15 protein-coding genes are annotated in these 23,473 nt (G+C 36.6%); 10 read left to right on the top strand and 5 right to left on the bottom strand.

Going from position 1 to position 23,473, the window contains the following annotated elements; all coding sequences use genetic code 11:
* Positions 1-120: 120 nt before the first annotated feature.
* Positions 121-4,800, bottom strand: a complete 4,680-nt coding sequence (gene dnaE, locus BUE84_RS06960; protein WP_079241006.1) for a DNA polymerase III subunit alpha — start codon at positions 4,798-4,800, stop codon at positions 121-123.
* Between the two features lie 265 nt (positions 4,801-5,065).
* Here dnaE and BUE84_RS06955 point away from each other — a divergent pair, with 265 nt between their 5' ends.
* From BUE84_RS06955 to BUE84_RS06940, 4 genes are all read left to right on the top strand, one after another.
* Positions 5,066-7,189 (top strand): S8 family peptidase, encoded by a 2,124-nt coding sequence (locus tag BUE84_RS06955; RefSeq protein WP_079243875.1) that lies wholly within the window; start codon positions 5,066-5,068, stop codon positions 7,187-7,189.
* A gap of 75 nt (positions 7,190-7,264) precedes the next feature.
* Positions 7,265-9,337: a thiamine pyrophosphate-dependent enzyme gene (locus tag BUE84_RS06950; RefSeq protein ID WP_079241005.1), complete on the top strand. Its 2,073-nt coding sequence runs from the start codon at positions 7,265-7,267 to the stop codon at positions 9,335-9,337.
* A 117-nt stretch (positions 9,338-9,454) separates the two neighbouring features.
* Entirely contained in the window at positions 9,455-10,486 is a 1,032-nt protein-coding gene (locus BUE84_RS06945; protein WP_034695280.1) for a bestrophin family protein, read from the top strand.
* 201 nt (positions 10,487-10,687) lie between these two features.
* Positions 10,688-11,773: a serine hydrolase domain-containing protein gene (locus tag BUE84_RS06940; RefSeq protein ID WP_079241004.1), complete on the top strand. Its 1,086-nt coding sequence runs from the start codon at positions 10,688-10,690 to the stop codon at positions 11,771-11,773.
* Positions 11,774-11,796: 23 nt separating this feature from the next.
* Here BUE84_RS06940 and BUE84_RS06935 read toward each other — a convergent pair whose 3' ends face one another.
* Positions 11,797-12,255 carry an Lrp/AsnC family transcriptional regulator gene (locus BUE84_RS06935; protein WP_034695278.1) on the bottom strand — a complete coding sequence of 153 codons (459 nt, stop codon included), beginning with the start codon at positions 12,253-12,255 and terminating at the stop codon, positions 11,797-11,799.
* Between the two features lie 156 nt (positions 12,256-12,411).
* Here BUE84_RS06935 and BUE84_RS06930 point away from each other — a divergent pair, with 156 nt between their 5' ends.
* Positions 12,412-13,641, top strand: coding sequence for an aminotransferase class I/II-fold pyridoxal phosphate-dependent enzyme (locus tag BUE84_RS06930; RefSeq protein WP_079241003.1), 1,230 nt, complete (start codon positions 12,412-12,414; stop codon positions 13,639-13,641).
* 191 nt (positions 13,642-13,832) lie between these two features.
* Here BUE84_RS06930 and BUE84_RS06925 read toward each other — a convergent pair whose 3' ends face one another.
* Positions 13,833-14,837 carry a glycosyltransferase gene (locus BUE84_RS06925; protein ID WP_079241002.1) on the bottom strand — a complete coding sequence of 335 codons (1,005 nt, stop codon included), beginning with the start codon at positions 14,835-14,837 and terminating at the stop codon, positions 13,833-13,835.
* Positions 14,838-15,045: 208 nt separating this feature from the next.
* On the opposite strand from BUE84_RS06925, the gene BUE84_RS06920 reads away from it, so the two are divergent.
* The gene (locus BUE84_RS06920) at positions 15,046-16,059 is read left to right on the top strand and encodes an SDR family NAD(P)-dependent oxidoreductase (protein ID WP_079241001.1); all 1,014 of its coding nucleotides are present in this window, start codon (positions 15,046-15,048) and stop codon (positions 16,057-16,059) included.
* A gap of 39 nt (positions 16,060-16,098) precedes the next feature.
* Entirely contained in the window at positions 16,099-16,905 is an 807-nt protein-coding gene (locus BUE84_RS06915; protein ID WP_079241000.1) for a helix-turn-helix domain-containing protein, read from the top strand.
* Positions 16,906-17,250: 345 nt separating this feature from the next.
* Here the strand turns inward: BUE84_RS06915 and BUE84_RS06905 are convergent, their stop codons facing one another.
* Positions 17,251-17,673: a branched-chain amino acid ABC transporter substrate-binding protein gene (locus BUE84_RS06905; RefSeq protein ID WP_079240998.1), complete on the bottom strand. Its 423-nt coding sequence runs from the start codon at positions 17,671-17,673 to the stop codon at positions 17,251-17,253.
* A 19-nt stretch (positions 17,674-17,692) separates the two neighbouring features.
* Complete coding sequence (locus BUE84_RS06900; protein WP_034695266.1) at positions 17,693-18,859, bottom strand: class I SAM-dependent RNA methyltransferase; 1,167 nt, start codon at positions 18,857-18,859, stop codon at positions 17,693-17,695.
* Between the two features lie 137 nt (positions 18,860-18,996).
* Between BUE84_RS06900 and BUE84_RS06895 the strand changes: the two genes are divergently transcribed.
* The 3 genes from BUE84_RS06895 (at position 18,997) to BUE84_RS06885 (ending at position 23,470) form a co-directional block, all read left to right on the top strand.
* Positions 18,997-19,722 (top strand): class I SAM-dependent DNA methyltransferase, encoded by a 726-nt coding sequence (locus tag BUE84_RS06895; protein ID WP_079240997.1) that lies wholly within the window; start codon positions 18,997-18,999, stop codon positions 19,720-19,722.
* Positions 19,722-20,453 carry a ZIP family metal transporter gene (locus tag BUE84_RS06890; protein ID WP_079240996.1) on the top strand — a complete coding sequence of 244 codons (732 nt, stop codon included), beginning with the start codon at positions 19,722-19,724 and terminating at the stop codon, positions 20,451-20,453. Before BUE84_RS06895 ends, BUE84_RS06890 begins: the two co-directional genes overlap by 1 nt.
* Positions 20,454-20,731: 278 nt before the next feature.
* Positions 20,732-23,470, top strand: a complete 2,739-nt coding sequence (locus BUE84_RS06885) for a SusC/RagA family TonB-linked outer membrane protein (protein ID WP_079240995.1) — start codon at positions 20,732-20,734, stop codon at positions 23,468-23,470.
* Positions 23,471-23,473: the final 3 nt, after the last annotated feature.

Here is a 23,473-nt window from a genome sequence, read left to right as displayed (position 1 = left end):
GACTTCAGAAAATTTTTCTATTTAACATAAAAAAATATTTAAAATTTTTCACTAATATTGACAATATGTAAACAAAAAAAAGAGTGACCTAAGCCACTCTTTTTTATTATAAGGTATTTTCTAGTTTAAATAAAACTCATATTTATTAAGAAGTTGAATTTCTTTAATCAAATCTCCGTTAAGATCCACCGAATGTTTCATAGACTGCACTTCAATATGAGAGTCATCTTCGATATTTTTAATAAAGAATTTCAATTTTTGATTTCCTTTGTTTCTATCGAGAACCGTTCTGAAAAAATCGAGATCTTCAGGTCTTACATCCATTACATCCATTACTAAAGATATACTCTTCGCAAAACGTTCAAATGCTTCCTGAAGCTCTATGACATCATTTACATTAACGAAGACTCTTCCATCTTTTACCTGAGCGAATTTTATTTTAAAAATAACAAACCTCTGAACTTCCAGTTTCTCCTTCAATCTCATATAATCTCTGTCCCCGAGTCTGAATGAGTACGAACCGGAATAATCTTCCAGCGTAACAAAAGCCACTTTCTCACCACTTCTAAAACCATCCTGAACCCTATATTCCGTAATAAGACCGGCTACTGTATATTCTTTCCCGCCGCCGCCATTTTCTCTCTCTTTCTGAAGCGTTTTCCAGTCTTTCTTTTTCTCTTCAAATAATTCCTCCTGTTTATTGGAAAAAGCCTGTTCTTTATAAGCATCAACCTCATCCAGATTCAGGAATAAGAAATTTCCTTTGGGCTCTGCTTTTTTAGTTACCTCTTCCACTACTTCCTCTTCACCAGCCACTACATCATCTGAGACAATTTCTGTAAGATCTACAGCATCATCCTGAGCATCCTGTTCCAATACAGGCGCTTCATCCGTAACTACTTTATCTTCCTCATTTTTTTCAAGAACAGATTTTTTAGAAAGCTGCCCCTGCATAAACTGGAACTGGTATTTAAACTCATCCAGCGGATGCGCAGAAAGATAGAAACCAATGATCTCCTTTTCTTTATTAAGCTTATGCATATTTGGCCATTCCGGACAAGGTGCTAATTTAGGCTGCTCAATCTGAACTTCTTCTGCAAAATCAGCAAATAAAGAATGTTCCATCTCGTTTTTGCTTTCCTGGAAGCTCTGTCCGTATCTGATAAGTCTTTCAAGGTTGGTCTTTCCAGCCATATCAATATCAAAATACTGTCCTCTATGGAAAGAATCAAGCTCATCAAAAGCTCCGGCAAGCACTAAACTTTCCGCTACCCTCTTATTCATCTGGGAAGGCATTATTCTTTCAAAGAAATCATAAATATTTTTAAATCTTCCGTTTTCTCTTTCCCTTGTAATTCCTTCACTCGGTCCTTCACCAATTCCTTTGATTGCTCCCAATCCGAAACGTATCTGCCCTTTTTCGTTTACAGAGAACTTGTATTGAGATTCATTTACATCCGGTCCTAATACATCCACTCCCATACTCTTACAATCTTCCATGAACATGGTAATAGAATCCGTATTGTTAATGTTATTACTCATTACACTTGCCATATATTCCGCGGGATAATTTGCTTTTAAATAAGCTGTCTGGTAAGCAATAAAAGCATAACACGTTGAGTGAGACTTATTGAAGGCATATTCCGCAAAGGCTTTCCAGTCATTCCAGATTTTCTCTAACCTTTCCTCATTCAGATTGTTTTTTCTACCACCTTCAATGAATTTCGGGTACATTTTATTAAGAACATCAATCTGCTTTTTACCCATCGCTTTTCTCAAAGTATCAGCTTCACCTTTTGTAAAGTTGGCCAGTTTTTGAGACAAAAGCATTACCTGCTCCTGATAAACGGTAATCCCGTATGTTTCCTTTAAATACTCTTCTGTTTCCGGTAAATCATAAACAATTTCTTCAATTCCATGCTTTCTGTTGATGAAGTTTGGAATGTATTTAATCGGACCTGGACGGTACAATGCGTTCATGGCAATAAGATCGGCAAAAACCGTTGGCTTAAGCTCTCTCATGTATTTTTGCATCCCAGGACTTTCATACTGGAAAATCCCGACCGTTCTTCCTTCTTTAAATAACTGATACGTTTTGGTATCATCAAGCGGAATAAGATCCGGATCAATATCTATATCATATCTAGCTTTTACCAGCTTCAATGCATCTTTAATAATAGTCAGAGTTCTCAACCCCAGGAAGTCCATCTTTAAAAGACCTGCACTTTCCGCAACGGAGTTATCAAACTGCGATACTAAGATATCAGCATCTTTCGCAGCAATGGTCACAGGAACCAGATTACTCACATCTTCCGGTGTAATGATTACCCCACAGGCATGAATTCCGGTATTTCTGATACACCCTTCCATCTTTTTGGCACTCGCCAAAACACCATGTCTCGCATCATCAGGACTCTCAAGAACATACCTCATCTCATCAACGAGCATCTGTTCTTCAGGCTTTAATTTATCATATTTTGCTAACGCTTTCGCAATGTTCATCCCCGGACTCGGAGGAATCAACTTAGCAATATTGTTCGTGTCAGGAATTGGGACATCCAAAACTCTTCCGGCATCTTTAATGGCAGATTTTCCACCCAACACTGAATACGTAATAATCTGTGCTACCTGAGTTTTCCCATATTTTTCAACTACCCATTTGATAATTTTATCTCGTCCTTCATCATCAAAGTCGATATCAATATCGGGCATGGAAACCCTTTCCGGGTTTAGGAATCTCTCAAAAAGGAGATCATATTTAATCGGATCTACATTGGTAATTCCAATACAGTAAGCTACAGCAGATCCTGCGGCAGATCCCCTTCCAGGGCCAACCCAAACACCCATATTACGAGCTTCGTTACAGAAATCCTGTACAATAAGGAAGTATCCCGGATAACCGGTATTGGCAATTACTTCAAGCTCGAAGTCAAGACGTTCTTTAATTTCAGCAGAAATTTCACTCATAAGCCCCGAATCGACATACCTTCTTTTCGCCCCTTCATAGGTAAGATAGGTAAGATAAGCCATCTCCCCTCTTTTTCCTCCGTCTACCTCATCTTCTGCATGGATAAATTCTTCAGGAATATCAAACTTCGGAAGGAGAACGTCCCTTTTTAAAGTATATGGTTTAAACTTTGCCGTAAACTCTTCATAAGCATCAAAAGCATCAGGATAAGCTAAAAAGGCTTCTTTTATTTCATCAGAATTTTTAATAAAATATTCACCTGTAGCCAACCCTCTTCTTTTACCGAATCCTTTACCAATAGGTGTTGTCAGCTTTTCACCATCTTTGATACAGCTTACAATATCCTGGATATTAGAATCATCCTTATTGGTATAAAAAGTTTCATTCTGAGCTAGAATTTTAACCTCATATTTATCCGCCAGATATAACAAAACTTCATTCAAATGCTCTTCTTCAGGCAGTTTATGATTCTGAATCTGAACATAAAAATCATCTTCAAAGGTATCTTTCCACCACTTGAAAAGTTCTTCCCCTTTCTGCTCACCGGTATTTAAAATCGCATCAGGAATATCTCCCATAATTCCAGAAGTCAAAGCTATGACCCCTTCTTTATACTGGGCTATCAACTCTCTGCTCACCCTCGGAACTCCAAAATAGAATCCTTTCAGAAATCCAATACTGGAAAGCTTTGCCAGGTTTTTATATCCATTAAAATCTTTCGCCAAAAGCACCACCTGTGTCCTCCTGTCCGGATCATCTTTCGTAAACTGCTTTTGTTCATAACGTTCCGAAATATAAAATTCGCAGCCTACAACTGGTATAAGTGGTTCGGAAACAGGCTCAGTTTCATTAAACTCTGTTCCGTTTTCTTCTGCTTCCTGTTTTTTTGCAAGGTATTCTTTATGTTTCTTTGCCCTGTCTCCATTAGCCCCCTCTACTGCTGAAACAAATTTGAAAGCTCCCATCATGTTTCCCAGATCCACCATACCGACGGCCGGGAAGTTTTCATCAGAAGCTTTTTTAATCAAATCATTGATGCTTGAAGTAGCGGTAAGTGTAGAGAAAACACTGTGATTATCAAAATTGAAATATTTACCTAAATCAATTTCGTCAATACTTCCAAAATCCTGCTGCTTTTTCTTATTATGAAAATCAGCAACCTGCCTTCTGATAACTATATTGAAAGGCTTAATCGGATCCGGATAAAGACTTCTGAAATAAGCAAGCTGATCTTCTGAAATCTTTAATGTTTCAGCGGGTACTACTCCAATTCTTACCATTTCAAAGAAAGCTCTGGCAGTAGCATTTACGTCGGCAGCAGCATTATGGGCTTCATCAAATTTATTTCCATAAAGTTTTTCATAAAGCTCTTCAAGTTTCGGAGGTTTGAATCTTCCTCCACGTCCTCCGCCAAGCTGACAGAAATCGGTTCCCAAAATCATGGTATCTGCTTTGGGTTTTTCCTGAAGATTATCTTTCAGATTTTTTCTGTAAAATTCTGCTCCTACAATATTATAGTCGAATTCTACATTATGTCCGGAAACCACCCTTACCCTTTCAAGGACTTTAGAAAACTCTTCAAGAATCTCCTGCAGATCCCGTCCTTCTTCATTGGCAATCTTGGTTGTAATTCCGTGAATACGTGCTGCGTTGAAGGGAATATCATACCCTTCAGGTTTTATAATATAATCCTGGTTTTCAATCAAGTTTCCGTCATCATCGTGTACCTGCCATGCAATCTGAACCATTCTTGGCCAGTTATCCGAATCTGAAAGCGGAGCGTTGAAATTTTTTGGTAAACCGGTTGTTTCTGTGTCAAAAATTAAATACATATAATGTTCTAACTTTTTTATAAAAAGAGAATGTAAAGTTACTTCATTTTTTCCAATTATTAGTTTATGATAAAAGACAAAAACGTACAATATTCAGAATAGTTAAACGGTTTTATTTTGTAAAAAAAACAACCAACTCAAACAATGTTGAAATAAAATATTAAAATACAATTAAAAAAATTAGAATTATTCACTCAAAATAATTAATTACTAAATATTTACCATATATTTGATGAATTACAATTTTAATATTTCAACAACTAAAATGAAGAAACATCTACTTCTCATCAGCACATTAGCAATAGCTTTAGTAAGTGCACAAAACAACGATGGTTTAAAGAGAGAATTTGAAAGGCAAAACAAAGAGAATAATGAAAAGTTTGACTCTTATGTTTCTAGAAGATTTGGTAGTGATAGAAATCCTGAAACTCAAAAAATAATTCAGGAAATGAGAGAAAATCTGGCCGGGTTTAGTGGAAATGTTCCCAACTTTTACCAGTCAGAAGATCAAACTCAAATTTTAAATAACAATGTTGATGCCTTAACAACTGCCGGAGGTGTCAATGGACTAGCCGGATCATTTAAAGGTGAAGGAATTGTATATGCAATTTTTGATGGAGGTAGAATTTATGAAGCTCATACCGCTTTTAATAACGCTGCAGGTAGAATTTCCAACAAAGAGGCAGCCACTAATGCTTATAGTGCCCATTCAACAGGTGTAGCAAGTATTATCGGTGCAAAATCTTCGCCTTTATCAGCCACAAGTAATGGAGTCGTAGTCACAGGAAATGCAATGGGAATCGCATTAAACTCAACAATGGATTCTTACAGATTTGCAACAACAACACTACCGGGTAACTCAGCCACAAGTACTGTATTTGATAAAATCTTGCTGGCTCAACCTAAAATATCCAATCACTCTTATGGTATAAATGCTGCCTGGGATTATAAAACTACAGCAAACGGATATCCTGCCAACGGATGGTATTGGGGAGGAAATTATATTTCCGGAACTAATTACGATCTAATGGGAACCTATTATACCAATGACCGAGCTTATGATGCAATCGTTTATAATAACCCAACGTATACTATCGTGAAATCTGCCGGAAATTATTTCGGATTCGGACCAGGGTATTCAGGCAGTCCTACAACAGCTTATTATTATAACGGATCAGGGTATTCTACGTATGCAACAGGTACAGAACCACCTGCTAACTGTGCGCAAGGGTATGACTGTATAGGGTATAGTTCATTAGCTAAAAACATTATTGTAGTGGGTGCAACAGATCCTATTACAACAAATAGCAGTAGATATACTGCAGCTACAGATGTTTTAAAGTCTGATTATAGTAGTGCAGGACCAAGAGATGACGGTGGTATTAAACCAGATATTTCTGCTCCGGGCACCGATGTATGGATGGCATCTACTGCAGAAAATACAACTGGAAGTGTAACCTGGCAAGTGAATAGCGGAACCTCAATGGCAGCTCCTCAGGTAGCCGGAATTATTGGACTTTGGATGCAGATTTATAAATCCCTATTCAACAATGCTCAGCTTATTGCTTCTGCTTCAAAAACTTTAATGGTACATTCAGCTCTTGAAGCTGGTCAGATAGGCCCAGATCCATGGTACGGATGGGGATACATTAATGCAAAAAAAGGTGCTGAACTTCTTGTAGGAAAATCCAACAACACCATCATATTTAATGATGAAACATTAAATAATGGTACGGTTAATACTAAGACAGTTAAAGCATCCGGAACTGAACCCTTAAAAGTAACCATATCCTGGATTGATCCGGAGTACACTAACATTACAAATCAGTGGGATAATCTATATAACAACAGAACTTCAAGATTAATTAATGATTTAGATGTAAAGATTATCAATACAACAAACAACACAACGTACCTTCCGTGGAAACTGGATGCCAATAACCCAATGTTGCCTGCAACAAAAGGAGACAATACAGTGGACAATGTTGAACAGGTAGTTATTGATACTCCGACACCAGGAGCTGTTTATAGAATTGAAATTTCCCATAAAGGAACATTAAAAAATAACGCTTCTCCGAGTGTTACTTCTCCTCAAAACTACTCTGTTATCGTAACAGGATTTACTGAAGTATTAGGAACTAAAGAAACAGGATTCGCAATGGATGCTGTAACCGTAGCTCCAAGTGTTGTAAAAGACTTTACCAATATATTAAAAGCGCCTAAAAAGTCTACTTTTAATGTTTATGATCTTTCAGGTAAAAAATTACAGACAGGTGTCATTAACAATGATAAAGAAGCAGTAGATTTATCCACTTACACAAAAGGAATTTACATCATTGAAGTAAAAACAGACAAAGATGTTATTTCTAAAAAAGTGATTAAGGAATAACCTATATCAACAAAGATTTTACACAAAATACTAACAGTTGTTAGTATTTTGTTTTTTTATGTATATTTGCTTCCTATGGAAAATGCACTTCACGAAAAAGTTTCTCAGGATATATTACTCAAAGCGTATAATCATATGATGCTGGCGAAAGCCATGGCAGACATCTATGAAGAAAACAGAAATGTATGTAAATACGTTCACAGTACTTCCAGAGGTCACGAAGCTATTCAGCTTGCAACAGCTTATCAGCTAAAGAAAGAAGACTGGGTTTCTCCTTATTACAGAGACGAAAGTATTCTTTTAGGGATCGGTTTTGAACCTTATCAATTAATGCTTCAATTACTAGCCAAAGCTGATGATCCTTTTTCGGGAGGAAGATCATATTACTCACACCCTTCAAGTAGGGATGAAAACAAGCCAAAAATTGTTCACCAGAGTTCTGCCACAGGAATGCAGACCATTCCTACGACAGGAGTAGCACAGGGTATCAAATACATTCAGGATTTCAACCTTCAGAATTTTGAAAACAATCCTGTTGTGGTTTGTAGTCTTGGAGATAATTCTGTGACAGAAGGTGAAGTAAGTGAAGCTTTACAATTTGCCGCTTTACACCAGCTTCCTATTATCTTTCTGGTTCAGGATAACGAATGGGGAATTTCCGTAACAAAAGACGAGGCAAGAACCTGTGACGCTTATGATTTTGTAGCTGGATTTACCGGATTAAGCAGAATGAGAGTAGATGGAACTGATTTCGTAGAAAGTTTTGAAGCTATGAAAAAAGCCGTAGACTTTGTAAGAACAGAAAGAAAACCGTTGGTTGTCTGTGCAAAGACTGTATTGATCGGACATCACACTTCAGGAGTAAGAAGAGAATTCTATAGAGACGAAGAAGACTTAACAAAACACAGAGCTAAAGATCCGGGGGAAATCCTTAGAAAACATTTACTGGAAACAGGTGTTGATGAGGATCTTTTAAAGCAAATAACTAAAAAGGCACGTCTTGAAGCTGAAGAAGCTTTCGAAAAAGCTAAAAATGCAGAAGATCCAAAGCCTGAAACTGTAATGCAGCACGTTTTTGCTCCTACTCCAATCACTGAGGAAACTGGAACACGTGAACCTGCCAACGGAGAAAAAATTGTAATGGTAGATGCTGCCATCCATGCAATACAGGAATTGATGTGGAAACATCCGGAAGCTCTTCTTTACGGGCAGGATGTAGGGGAAAGAATTGGTGGAGTTTTTCGTGAAACGGTTACTTTAGGAAAAAAATTCGGAAGCAAAAGAGTATTCAATACAGCCATTCAGGAAGCTTATATCATTGGATCTACAGCCGGAATGAGCGCTGTGGGATTGAAACCCATCGTTGAGGTTCAGTTTGCAGATTATATCTATCCGGGAATCAACCAGTTAATCACAGAGATTTCAAAATCCAGCTATTTAAGTGGCGGAAAATTCCCTGTAAGCAATATCATCCGTGTTCCTATCGGAGCCTATGGCGGCGGCGGTCCTTACCACAGTGGAAGTGTTGAAAGTATACTTGCCAATATCAAAGGAATCAAAATAGCTTACCCAAGTAATGCTGCAGACTTTAAAGGTTTATTAAAAGCAGCTTATTATGACCCGAATCCGGTAGTAATGCTGGAACACAAAGGATTATACTGGAGTAAAGTTCCGGGAACTGAAGATGCTAAAACGATAGAACCTGCTGAAGACTATGTTCTTCCATTCGGAAAAGGTAAAGTGATCATTGAAGCTGATAAAGATGAAACTGAAAAAGGCAGAACTTTATTAGTAGTTACTTACGGTATGGGAGTTTACTGGGCTAAAGAAGCAGCCAAGAATTTCAACGGAAGAGTTGAAGTAATTGATTTAAGAACATTAATTCCTCTGGATGAAGAACTTGTTTTTGAAAGAGTAAAAGCACATGGAAAATGTATCGTTCTTACAGAAGAGCAACTCAACAACTCTTTTGCAGAAGCATTTGCGCATCGTATTTCTAAAAACTGCTTCAAGTATCTTGATGCACCTGTAGAAACGATGGGATCTCTGGATGTACCTGCTGTCCCGATCAATCTGGTGCTGGAAAAAGAGATGCTTCCAAATGCTGAAAAGCTTAGCAGTAAGATCGAAGAAATGCTGAAATATTAAATATATGAAACCTCTGAAAAATCAGAGGTTTTTTTTATTATTTTTAATAAACAGAACGGATGCCTTATTTTGGTATCTATTTTGTTTGTTTGCACACCAAAAATTCCACGCAACTTTATGATCACAACCAAATACGTCAATTATAAACAGGTCCTCAATCTAGCCGGTGTACATCTTATCCTTATCTCTATCTGGTGTACCTTGATTGCTGTTTTCTTTTATTTCTTTAACTGGCACTGGATGACAATTCCATGGGTTCCTGTAGCATTAATTGGTACAGCAGAAGCATTCCTTGTGGGTTTTAAAAACAACCAGGCCTATGACAGACTTTGGGAAGCCAGAAAAATATGGGGCGGAATTGTGAATTCCAGTCGTTCATTTGCGTCGATGGTGTATGCTTTCGATACCAAAAATGAAGAAATTGGAGTTTTTGATCTTGAAGACCGTAAGAGAAGAATCGTTTATCGTCATATTGCATGGCTATATACTTTCCGTGAACAACTTCTGGTGCCTACAGAATGGGAACATATCAGTACTGAAAATAATAAATTCGGAAATATCAACCTGAGAAGAAACAGATTAATCAAGGCAGGTTTTCCTGATTATGGAAGAGCCCCTATTTTCCTTCACAAATATCTTTCTGAAGAAGAATATGAGCTTAAAAACGATTATAAAAACTTCGCCACCTATTTAGTTGCCCAGCAGGCAAAAGACATCAATGAGCTGAAAAATATGAATGCCATCACAGAATTCAACCAGACCCAGCTTCAAAACAGCCTGAATGAATTCTATAATTTCCAGGGACAGGCAGAAAGAATCAAGAAATTCCCATCTCCAAGACAGTTTGCCAGCACAGCTTTTGTTTTCAATATTCTCTTTATCATGCTTCTCCCATTAGGATTAGTGAATGAGTTTGCAAAGCTTGGCGATTGGGGAATATGGACTTCTATTCCTTTCTGTATCATCATCGGGTGGATTTATATCATTATGGAACTGGTAGGAGATTATTCTGAAAATCCTTTTGCAGGATTAATGTTTGACGTTCCGATGCTTTCAATCTGCAGAACCATTGAAATAGACCTTCTTCAGATGAGCGGAGAAACAGAGCTTCCTGATCCTATTTCATCTAAAAATGGAGTTTTGGTTTAATTTCTTTAAGCATATTGAAAATTTAAACTTTATATCAAAATCATTGTAAAACTTTAAAATATTCTTTAAAACGTATTCAAAAATTTCATTGTTTTTCATAATTTAGAAGCATTGAAAGCACAAGCTATATTGATTCATCCAAATCGATTTAGCTTTTACTTTTTTCATCAACTAATAATTTTATCCTTCCTTTTGTAAACAATGAAATCTAAGCAACTTCTGCAGGCTATCACAATGTTATGTCTTGCCTTATTCTGCCCTAAAGTAAAATCACAGGCAGCTTTCAACAAAGAGTTACCCAAAGAGTTTACAGACGGATTTACCAAAGAAATTAATGATAGTATTCCTTCTCTGGGATCTTTCATTGCTTCACAAAATAATAAGGTAATTTATGAGCAGTATTTCCATGGCGCTAATAAAGAAACCATCTTCAGTATAAAATCTGTCACCAAAAGTATTGTCTCTGTGCTGGCAGGTATTGCACAGGATAAAAACATACTTCCCAACCTCAATACTCCGGTTTTAAAAATTCTTCCGGAATACAATGTTTCAAGGAGCAGCTTCAAAAACATTTCCAATATTGAAGGAAAAGTAGCTCATGATTCCATCAGAAATACACTAACTTTAAAAAACCTACTGACTATGCAGGGAGGTTTTGACTGGGTTGAAAATTCAAAAATTTCGACAGCTATGTCTTTTTCCGGTGATCCTGTAAAATTTATACTGGATCTTCCTTTTGAAGAATATCCCGGAACTGTATTTAATTATAACAGCGGTGAAACCCATCTTTTCGGTGCGGCATTAGCCAAAATCGTAAAAACGAATTTGAAGCAATTTGCTACAGAAAATCTTTTCAGACCATTAAAGATGAATACTCCCAGATGGGATACAGACTCCATGAACAGGAATATCGCAAGTTCGGAAATGTTTATGAAACCTGAAGACATGCTGAAATTCGGCACTATGATCCTGAACAACGGAAAATTTAGCGGCAAACAGATCGTCTCTTCAAAATGGATTCAGGAATCTACTTCTGAACAGGTAAAACTGGATGCCTGGGATGTCATGCCGAATGCCAACGGTTACGGCTATTACTGGTGGCGAAGAAAAACCAACGGGCATCAGGCTTTTGTAGCCACCGGTTATGGCGGACAGCTTATCTGCGTTATTCCTGATTTAAAAATGGTGATTGTAACCACCTGTTTTTTGAATGGTAAAAACAAAGGAAGAACAGAGATTAAAAGACTTCATTATTTCATTGATAAAATAACCAAAACAGACCAATAACTGACTAATAACTCATTGATAATCTATAATATGATGGCCGTCGTATTTTTCACTTCGGAGATCATAAAAGAACTGTGCGTACTTGCAATGTGTTGAAGCGTTGTTAGTTTTGTCAGCATAAAGCTGCGGTAATCTTCAATATCTTTCACTCCTATTTTAAGAATATAATCATAATCTCCGCTTACATGGAAGCATTCTGTTACTTCCTGAAGATCCATCACTTCCTTTTCAAACTGCAGTACAAATTCTTTTTTATGCTGGCTTAGTTTTACATGACACAACACGATAAAATTTTTCTTAACTTTACTTTTGTCCAGCAAGGCTACATATTTTGAGATAACCCCTGCATTTTCAAGCTTTTTTACACGCTCATAAATTGCTGTAACCGACAATCCAAGCTTACCGGACAGCTCTTTGGTGGTTTGCTTACAGTCTTCCTGTAAAAAAAGTAACAGTTTCTTATCTGTTTCGTCAAGTTCCATAGATATTTTTTTGGTAAAAATTTAATAATATCGAAGATACTAAATATTTTTTCTAAATAAACAATATTTTACAGTTTTATATTCTATAAATTCAAATTTATATTGTAATTATTATGAAATTAATGCAAATTGGAACAATAAAATAAAACAATATTTATGGAAAACTTTAACGCAGCCAATGAGATCCAGGATCTTCAGTATTTTGGTGAATTCGGAGGAGTGAATCCTTCTATCTCTGATAGCTCTACCTATACATTCCTTTCCGCAAAGACCATGTTTGATACTTTCGAAGGAAATGCGGAAGGGTGTTATCTGTATTCCAGACATTCATCACCCATGAATCTTTATCTGGCCCAGGCTCTTGCCAAGATGGAAAACACAGAATCTGCCAACGTTACGGCATCCGGAATGGGAGCTATTACTTCCGTTTTGATGCAGGTGTGCAAAAGTGGAGACCATATTATTTCAAGCCGAACCATCTACGGGGGAACTTATGCTTTTCTTAAAAATTTCTTCCCTCAGTTTAATGTAGCAACCACTTTTGTTGATATCAACAATTTTGAATCTATAGAAAAAGCAATCACTCCCAATACTAAAGTTATTTATTGTGAAAGTGTGAGCAATCCGTTACTTGAAGTAGCAGACCTTAGAAAACTTTCCGAAATCTGTAAAAAACACAACCTGAAACTGATTGTAGATAATACCTTCTCTCCTCTTTCTATCTCTCCGACATTATTCGGGGCTGATGTGGTGATTCACAGTTTAACAAAGTTTATCAACGGAAGCAGTGATACCGTAGGAGGAGTATATTGTGCAACTCAGGCATTTATTGATGACACCAAAAATGTAAACTCCGGGGCGTGTATGCTTCTTGGTCCAACGATGGACAGTTTAAGATCTTCAAGTATCTTAAAAAACCTGAGAACATTACATATCAGAATCAAGCAGCATAGCCACAATGCCATGTATCTGGCAGAAAGATTCGAAAAAGACGGACTAAAGGTCTCTTATCCAGGTTTACCATCACACAAAAACCATGAATTAATGAAAAGTATGATTCATGAAGAATACGGATACGGAGGATTACTGACTCTGGATGCCGGAACAACAGAAAAAGCAAATGAACTGATGGAACTGATGCAGACAGAAAATCTGGGGTATCTTGCCGTGAGTTTAGGATTCTATAAAACCCTATTCTCATGCTCAGGAAAATCTACCTCATCTGAAATCCCTGAAGAAGAAAGAGCTTCCATAGGGATTTCTGACGGACTGATCAGATTCTCCATTGGCCTAGACCACGATATCAAAAGAACTTATCATAAAATGAAGGAATGTATGTTGAAAGTAGGAGTTCTTAACCACCATGAAAACATTTCTACCATCTAAATTTATTGTAAAAAAGGCTGTTTCGTTTGAAACAGCCTTTTTTTATTTTCTTAATTGATAACTCCAGCCGCTTAGATTCCTGCGGAATGACAAAGATTGTGTATAATTACAAGCAAAAAAATCAATAGGAATGGACTTTAGCCCATTTATCAAAAAAGAATTCTTTCGATCGGCTTTAGCCAAAACTTAAATTACTTTTTATAATAATGATGCGGAAAAGCATCCTCAGGTTTCATTCTGAAAACATTCAGCAAAATCCAGGATTTCAGGAAACCATATCCATAAGAAAACATTTGAATATAGGTGGAAATAACTGCCATACCGGCAATACTTATGTTTTTAGTCAACAATAATGCATGGAATAATACTAAAAAGGTATACAATCCGTAGAAAGCAAGAATTATCCCTCTTCCCATAATAAAATATTCCAGAAAGCCCATCACATAGCCCAACATAAATAAAGTAGGAAATGCAAAGGAAATCTTTACATAGTTCGGATGCCTCTGATTAAGAATCGGTCTTGCACAGCCAAATTGGTAAACCTGTTTGGAGAATTTTCCAAAATCAACCCTACGTTTATGATATACAGCTATGTCATCAAAAAAAGCAGTGGTAAAACCATTTTCCCAAAGCGTCATGGAAAGATCCGGATCCTCACCTATTCTCATTTCTGAAAATCCTCCTACTTTTTCAAAAACAGCTTTTTTCACGCCCATATTAAAACTTCTGGGTTGAAATTTCGAAACAGCTTTCTTGCTCCCTCTGATTCCTCCGGTTGTAAAAACAGAAGTCATAGAATACGAAATAGCCTTCTGCATCAGATTAAATCCTTTATGGGCTTTATCTGCCCCTCCAAATGCATCACAAGGAATGGTAAGGATATCATTTTTAATATGTTCTATATAATCTTTTTCAACGATGACATCACTGTCTACAAATACCAGCCATTCGTTAGCCGCTCTTGCTGCGCCATAATTTCTTGTCAGTCCCGGTCCTGAGTTATCCTTTCTGAAATATTTAATATCCAGGATTCCATCAAAATTTTCAATGGTAGGTTTCAGGTCGATTAAAGAACCATCATCCACAATAATGATCTCAAACTCCTTATCTGTCTGCTGAGTAAGAGAGGTCAACAACTCAAAAAGTTCATCTTTTCGGTTGTAAATGGCAACGACAATAGAAATAGTAGGCTTCAAATTGAAAATTTTTCAAAATTACTTATTCGCAGAACAACCTACAAACAGTTTAACAGCTTATTCAGATAAATTAACGATAGAAAATTTTATCTGCCTTCATACATGGAGATTACAAATGAAATTCTGAGCCAAGTCATTTGACATTTTAAACAAAATAAACATGAAAAATCCCTCCTAATTTTGCTATAGAAATTTAAACCAATAAAAAATGGAAACAATAATCAGCACATTCCAGCAACCTATTCACTCAGGTTTTGATGCATCTTCAACAGCTCAGGAAGTTATTAAAGGAATCGATCTTACCGGAAAAACAGCCATCATTACTGGTGGTTATGCAGGCATTGGACTTGAAACCACCAAAGTTCTTGCTTCAGCCGGTGCGCATATTATTATTCCCGCAAGAGATATCGAAAAAGCGAGGAAAAATCTTACGGGAATTGAAAATTTTGAACTTGAAAAAATGGATCTGATGGATCCGGCATCCATAAATGCTTTTGCAGAAAAATTTGTAGCATCAGGCAGAAGCCTTGATCTTCTCATTAATAATGCAGGAATCATGTGGGTACCACTCCGCAGAGACAGCAGAGGTTTTGAATCTCAACTGGCCACTAATTATTTTGGGCAATTTCATCTTACCTCAAGATTATGGCCCGCTCTGAAAAAAGCCAATGGTGCAAGGGTTATCAATGTTTCTTCCTACGGACATCAGATGGCTTCGTTTCATTTTGAAGATCCTAATTTTGAAAAAAGAGATTACGATACCCTTTCCGGATACGGACAATCCAAAACAGCTTGTAATCTGTTTGCCGTAGAACTTGATGAAAGAGGAAAAGAATTCAATATCAGAGCGTATTCACTTCATCCGGGTTCTGTATACGGAACTGATCTGGGTAGAGAAGAACCTATTGAACTTTTTAAACAACTGGGAACACATGATGAAAACGGAAATATCAAACCTGAAGTGGAAGCACGATTAAAAACCGTTCCACAAGGAGCTGCAACAACAATCTGGTGCGCTGTAAGCCCTCAACTTAACGAAATAGGCGGCGTGTATTGTGAAAACTGTGATATTGCCGAAATAGACAAAGGACAAATTGAACATAGATTTGATGAACCGGCAACCATTCGAGGAGTACAATCCTACTCCGTCGACAAAAACAATGCTGAACGATTATGGAAATTAAGCGAAGAAATGCTGGGATTTGAATTTAACACCCAATAACTGTTTTTTAAATACATTTGTAATGAAAAACTTTTGACAATGGATTTCCAGATACAATACCTTACTCCGGATATCAAAATTTCCAGTTATGATGACAAGCTGTTCAAAACGGAAACGGTTTTTGAATACCATATGCTTGTATGGTTCATATCAGGAGAAACGAAAATTATTCAGGCAGACAAAACTTATTTGTTCAAAGCAGGAGATATTTTTCTGATCCCGAGGAATCATCTGGCCACGATTATCAATTATCCCAAAGACGGACTCCCACATAAAGCTGTAGTAATGCATCTTACCACAGAACGACTGAAAAATTTTTATAGTTCTGTTGACTATGAAAGAAAAAACGGACATCGGGAATCCAGCATTTATAGTTTTAGCAGACATCCACTTTTGAACAGTTGCCTTGCTTCTCTTGTTCCTTATTTTGAAATTGAAGGTTCACTTCCTGAAAATATTGCCCATTTAAAGATCACTGAAGCCATCAGTATTTTAAGGGAAATTGATCCTGATATCGATACTTTACTTGCAGATTTTGATGAACCCGGAAAAGTAGATCTGATTAACTTTATGGAGAAGAATTATATGTTCAATATGCCATTAGAACGCTTCGGGTATCTGACAGGGAGAAGTTTATCTACTTTTAATCGTGATTTCAGAAGGATTTTTCAAACCACACCGCAGCGTTGGCTTACTCAAAAACGTCTGGAACTAGCCTATTATCATTTATCGGAAAAGAATAAAAAGCCTTCTGATGTTTTTCTGGAAGTAGGGTTTGAAGATCTCTCCCATTTTTCACACGCCTTTAAAAAACAGTATGGCTTTGCGCCTTCACTGGCAAGATAAAACAAAATAGGTTGTACCACGTGAGTACAACCTATTTTTTTTATTTTAATAACTATTGGAATTATTTTTTCGGTAAACTATCCGGATCTTTTGAATCCTTCTTTTGATATATTACATTATGATTTAAAGCTTTTCTTTCAGGTTTCGAAGGTGATTTTGAACGTGACGATTTTGATCCAGAACCCAACAGACCGAATAAATCAAAAACTACATCAAATATGTCAAAAAAATTCCACGACATCAGTTTATTATTTTAAATCCTACTTATTCTCCTCCAGTTTATGTACTTTCTTCGTTCCCTCATACATTTCGTAGGGTAAAAATTCTGTTTCCGGTTTTGTTCTGTTATATAAACCATCCTGACTTAAAGTACACATATAATATTACAGAAATAAAGAAAATTATTACTGAACAACTGAAAAAGAGCAATTCGAACAAGGTTTTAAAGTAATAAAGTTCCAAAACATAGAGAACAAAAAACACTAACAGCGAAATAGCAGTTCCTATTAAACAAGCTACCACTAAGGTTTGTGTATAGTGTTGTACCGGTAAAGGATCTTTAAAAACAATAAAAAGCCCAAATGCCGCTAGCACCAAAGCTACAGCACTTACTTTCTCAGTAAAATATTTAGATCTTTTTGATTCCTTTTTTAGAGGTTTTTCATCATAATTAAGACTCTTTCTGTCAGAGGTTGAACTTGACGAGCCCAAGCCCGAGCTAAGCAATCCCAATGCGTCTGCAATTATTCCCAATAGATCTAATAACATCAGTTTATTATTTTAAATCCTATTTATTCTCCTCTAACTTATGTACCTTTTTTGTTCCTTCATACATTTCGTACTGTAAAAATCTCGTTTCCAGTTTTCCGTTGAAAAGTTTGATCTTTCTTGAAGGACGTAAACCGATTTTCTTCACCGCTTCAAGATCAGAAGAGATCAGCCAGGCCAGTGTATTCGGGTAATGCGTTTTAAAAGTATCTCCTATTTTCTTGTAGAAATCATCATCATTAATGGAAATTCTTTCATCATATGGAGGATTGAATACCATTAATAATGGGAAAAGTTCTTTTTTAGAATCAAAGAAGTTCTGTTTTTTAATCTCAATAACATCTTCCATTTCTGCTGCTTCTACATTCATTCTTGCAGCATTCAGCATTCTTGCATCAATGTCATACCCAACAATTTTTCCATCAAATTGTCTTACTCTGTTAATTCTGAATTCTTTGATTTTTGCAAATAAATCTGCATCATAGTTATTCCAGTTCTGGAATCCGAATCTCTTTCTGAAAATCTGAGCCGGAAGATCCATCGCAATCATTGCTGCTTCAATCAATAATGTTCCGGAACCACACATTGGATCTAGGAAATTTCCTTTTCCGTCCCAGCCTGCCAACTGAAGCATTCCACTTGCCAGTACTTCATTGATAGGAGCTTCACCTTGCTCTCTTCTATACCCTCTTTTAAACAAAGGATCTCCTGAAGAATCCATTGAAATCATGACCAATTCTCTGTCTATGTGAAGGTGGAATTTGATATCCGGATTTCTTGTTTCTACATTCGGACGTCTTTTGAATTTTTCCTGGAAATAATCCACGATAGCATCCTTCATTTTTAAAGTTACAAACTGAGAATGTTTGAAGGTTTCAGAATTGACCGTAGCATCAATAGAGAAAGACTGATCAACATCCATAAAGTTTTCCCATTCAAATTTGAACAATCTGTCATAAAATTGGTGTTGATTAAAAGCTTTGAATTCATGGATTGGTACCAGAATTTTCAACGCTGTTCTCGCAGAGTAATTGATTTTATAAAGAAAACCAAGATCTCCTTCACAATTTACCGCTCTGTTTTTAATTTCAACATTTCTTCCCCCTAATTTTTTGATTTCTTCCGCCAGAATCTGCTCCAATCCGAAGAATGTTTTTATCTGTATTTTAATATTTTCTGTATCCATAAGTTTGAATTAAAAGATTTAAAGCTTTAAAAATTAAAAGATTAGCCATCCAACTTCTTGTCCAATTGAATTTTTCAATCTCTTAATGTTGTAAAATACTTTGCTTTTAACCGCACAAATTTAGTTATTTTTGCATTATGGAATGGTTTGAATCTTGGTTTGATACCCCTTATTATCATTTGCTTTATAGCAACAGAGACTATACTGAAGCTGAAAACTTCATTACAAAGCTCACTGCGGACCTTCAGCTTCCGCCTCAGTCGAAAATCATAGATCTTGCCTGTGGTAAAGGAAGACACTCTGTTTTCCTTAATAAATTAGGGTATGATGTTTTAGGACTTGACCTTTCAAGACAAAGTATTGAATCTGACAAACAGTACGAAAATCAAACTTTACTTTTTGAAGTTCATGATATGAGAAACCCTATTGATGCGGATCCAATGGATGCTGTATTCAATTTATTTACAAGCTTTGGATATTTTGACAATGAAAGCGATGATAAAAAAGTATTCCAATCGGTTTACAATGCTTTAAAACCAGGAGGATATTTTGTACTGGATTATCTGAATGAAGAATTTGTAAGAAATACCTTAGTTCCTGAAACCACAATAACCCGCGGCGATATTGAGTTCAAAATCTTAAAAAAGATTGAAGGCAGGCATATCATTAAAGATATTCGTTTTGAGGCTGACGGTAAGCCGTTTCATTTTTTTGAAAAAGTAAAACTTCATACCTTAGAAGCCATTCATGCCTATGCGTCTGAATGTGGATTTGAAAGAATAAAAATCTGGGGAGATTATCAGCTAAATGAATTTAGGAAAGAAAATTCCCCGCGATGCATCAATTTATTTAAGAAAAAATAATGACAACAGTACTTTTACTGATTTTAAGTGTCGTAACAGGAGTATTCCTGGGAAAACACTTTGGTAAAAAAGAAAAACTGGCTAAAAACTTACTGATATTAAGTGCCGGTTTTTTGATTACGATATGTCTCAACGAAGTTTTTCCGCAGGTTTACACTTCTGCGGGAAGCAATAATCTTGGGATATTTGTAATTGCAGGGGTTCTTCTCCAGATGATTCTGGAAGCACTTACCAAAGGTTTTGAACACGGACACTTCCATCATCATAGTGAACATAATATTCTTCCCGTTGCTTTAATGGTAGGACTATTCATTCATGCTTTTATTGAAGGGATTCCTTTGGCTAATGAGCAGCATGAAATGTCACCTTACCTTTGGGGAATTGTATTTCATAATCTCCCTATTTCATTTATTCTGGGAGCATTTTTATTTAACAGAAAGGGAGAATCTAAAAGTTCTTCATCTTATCCCTCTATTCTCATTGTAGCCTTATTTGCTTTGGCTTCTCCAATGGGAATGTTGTTAGGAAATTATTTCAATCCAAATCTTCAGCCCTATTTTCTGGCTATCGTAGGAGGAATTTTCCTTCATATTTCATCTGTAATCATTTTTGAAAGCAATAAAAATCACAATATCGATTGGGTAAAGATCGGACTGGTTGTCTTAGGAGTTTCACTTGCACTCATGATGCATGTTTTCCATCAACATCCTGCCGCTGCTCATTCTCATTAAAAATAAAAAAGTTCCGAAATCCGGAGCTTTTTTTATTGTACTTGTAGTGATGATCCATGTTTTTCACAATCATTCTCGTTAAGTTATACTCATTCTTCTTTAGATTCATAAGTTAAAATTTGTTTTTTTGAAAATATTTTACATAAAAGAATAAATAAAAATTAAATATTTACATTCAAAAATAAAACAAAACACATTGTTTAACATTTTTTAACACACACACAGCACCGATACATTGTTTTTTGTACATTAGCGACATTACCATCACCTAAATATGTATGAAAAAACAAAAAAGCTTAACGACATCAGTCTGTTTTTTTTTAATGACGGGTTTTATAGCAGCACAAACCACAAAGAAAACAGATTCTTTAGAAGAAAAAAAAATTGATGACATTGTAATTATCGGCTACAAGGCACAGAAAAGATCCAGCCTTACAGCTGCCGTTTCTGTTATTTCCGACAAAAAACTTCAGGATTCCAATACCCCCAGCGTATCAGGTCTTCTGCAGGGAAAAGCCGCTGGCGTTCAAATCTTACCTGGCGGAGGTTCTGCAGGTTCTGTAGCCACTGTAAAAATCAGGGGTACTTCTACGATCAATGGCCCTAGTTCTGCCCTTTGGGTAGTGGATGGCGTAGTAATGCCCTATGCCCCCAATCTGGACCCCAATCAGATTGAAAGTATCAATATCTTAAAAGATGCCGCTTCTACAGCCTTGTATGGCTCTAAAGCTGCAAATGGTATTGTACAGGTGTTTACCAAATCAGGAAATTCAGGAAAAGGAACATTAAGTGCATCTCTTAATAATTCTTTTAATGTGTTTAACAACGGGCGTTTCAAGCTTATGAACGGAACGCAGCTGTATGATTATTTCACCTCATTAAAAGGAGCACCTGAAATCCCTAAAACCCTTAGAAACGATGGCTACAACTGGCTGAAAGGCGGTACACAAACAGGAGTTGTACAAAATTACACTATTGATTTCAGAGGTGGATCAGACCATTCCAAAACCTATATTTCAGGAAATTATTATAATGAAACCGGAACAATAAAAGGAGATGAATACAATAGACTCTCATTCAGAATCAACCATGAACAGACCATAAAGCCTTGGTTGATACTGAAACCCAAAGTCAGCTTATCATATACCACAGGAAAAGATACTCAGGCTTCTCTTTATCAGATGTACCTTAATATGCCATGGGACAATCCCAGAGATGCCAATGGAAATCTGATCCGGGTGGATGAGGATTACGCAGATTGGTATGGAAGAGATAAAAGCAGTTACCTTTATGACCTTCAATGGAACTATGGCAAAAGTAATCAACTGGATCTCATAGGAAATCTGGATGCTGAAGTCAGGTTTACTGATTATCTAAAATTCATCAGTACCAACAATGTTACCTACAAAAACTATGATGACATGTACTATACCGATCCCAGATCGATCAGTGGAACAAGTAATAAAGGGGGGCTAACAGAAAACTATCAAAGAGATATCAGCAAATTTTTCAACCAGATGCTGAGATTTGACAAAGATTTTGGAAATCATAACATCAACGCATTAGCTGCGTATGAATACACCGACAGATTCTATAAGTCATCAAGAGCAGGTGTTTATGGCGTAGTACCTGGTACAGATGTTTTTAATACTGGAGCAACCACAGGACAAAAGCCAACAGGGCGAAAGCTTGACCGCGCTTATAATGCACTCCTGTTTAACACAGAGTATGTATATGATAAAAAATATTTTATCCAGGGGTCTTTAAGAAGCGAATCATCTTCTGCATTCGGTGCTAACAAAAGAAACGGTTTATTCTATGCATATAGTGTGGGATGGAATATTCATAAAGAAAATTTTTTCAAAGTAAAACCTGTTAATGAATGGAAATTACGAGCAAGCAGAGGGCTTGTAGGAAATACACCCAGTCCGGATTACGGATGGCAGGACCTATATAGACTTACAGAGAAGTATAACGGAGAGATAGGAGCCACATGGTACCAGCTCGGAAACCCTGGGCTAACCTGGGAATCAATCTATCAGAATAATATCGGTACGGATATCAGGGCATTTAACAACAGACTGACTTTAAATATTGATTATTTTAATAATAAAACAAAAGATTTACTGGTGCTTGTTCCCTTACCATCATTGACAGGGGTTGACAGACAGTATCTAAATATCGGCGATGTAAAAAACAAAGGCTGGGAGTTCAATGTCAATTATTCCATTATCCGCTCCAAAGATATCAACTGGGATCTGGGGTTCAATATCAGCACCTATAAAAACAGTGTACTTTCTACCCGAAACAACAGTACACAGGTATTAGAGAATTATCATGTAGCTATACAAGGATATGATGTTAACTCTTTCTATATGAGAAAGTGGTTAGGTGTAAATCCTGACAATGGTGAAGGACAATGGGAGGTAATTAATCCGGACGGAAGCAGAAGTGCAACCTCAAAATACAACCTAGCTACCGTACAAGTAGTAGGAGCTTCCACACCTGATTATTACGGCTCTGTAAGCACTAATCTGAATGTTAAAAATTTCTACCTTGCCGCAAATATTTATTTCTCTCAAGGTGGACAAGTGTATAACTCCTACAGAGAATTATTTGATTCAGACGGTGCCTATCCTTATTACAACCAGATGGTTTTAAAAGATGGATGGACAAGATGGGAAAAGCCGGGAGATATCGCAACCCATCCGGCTGCACTATACAACAATAATTCATTAACAAATAAGCCTTCGTCACGTTATCTTGAGGATGCCAGCTTTGTCAAGTTAAGATCCCTGAGAATAGGATATAATTTACCGGCATCTCTAACAGAAAAGATGAAAATAAAATCAGCGAATATTTATATCATGGGAGAAAATTTATTTACCATCACCAAATTCTCTGGAGTAGATCCGGAAGTTGGTAATGCAGACAGCCAAAGTGTCTATTCAGGCAATGCAGGAGCCATCTACCCTATTCCGAGAAGATTTTCCTTAGGCTTAAACTTTTCTTTTTAAAAA

The organism is Chryseobacterium indologenes, assembly GCF_002025665.1.
Lineage (GTDB): Bacteria > Bacteroidota > Bacteroidia > Flavobacteriales > Weeksellaceae > Chryseobacterium > Chryseobacterium metallicongregator.
This window is presented reverse-complemented; position numbering and strand designations above follow the sequence as displayed.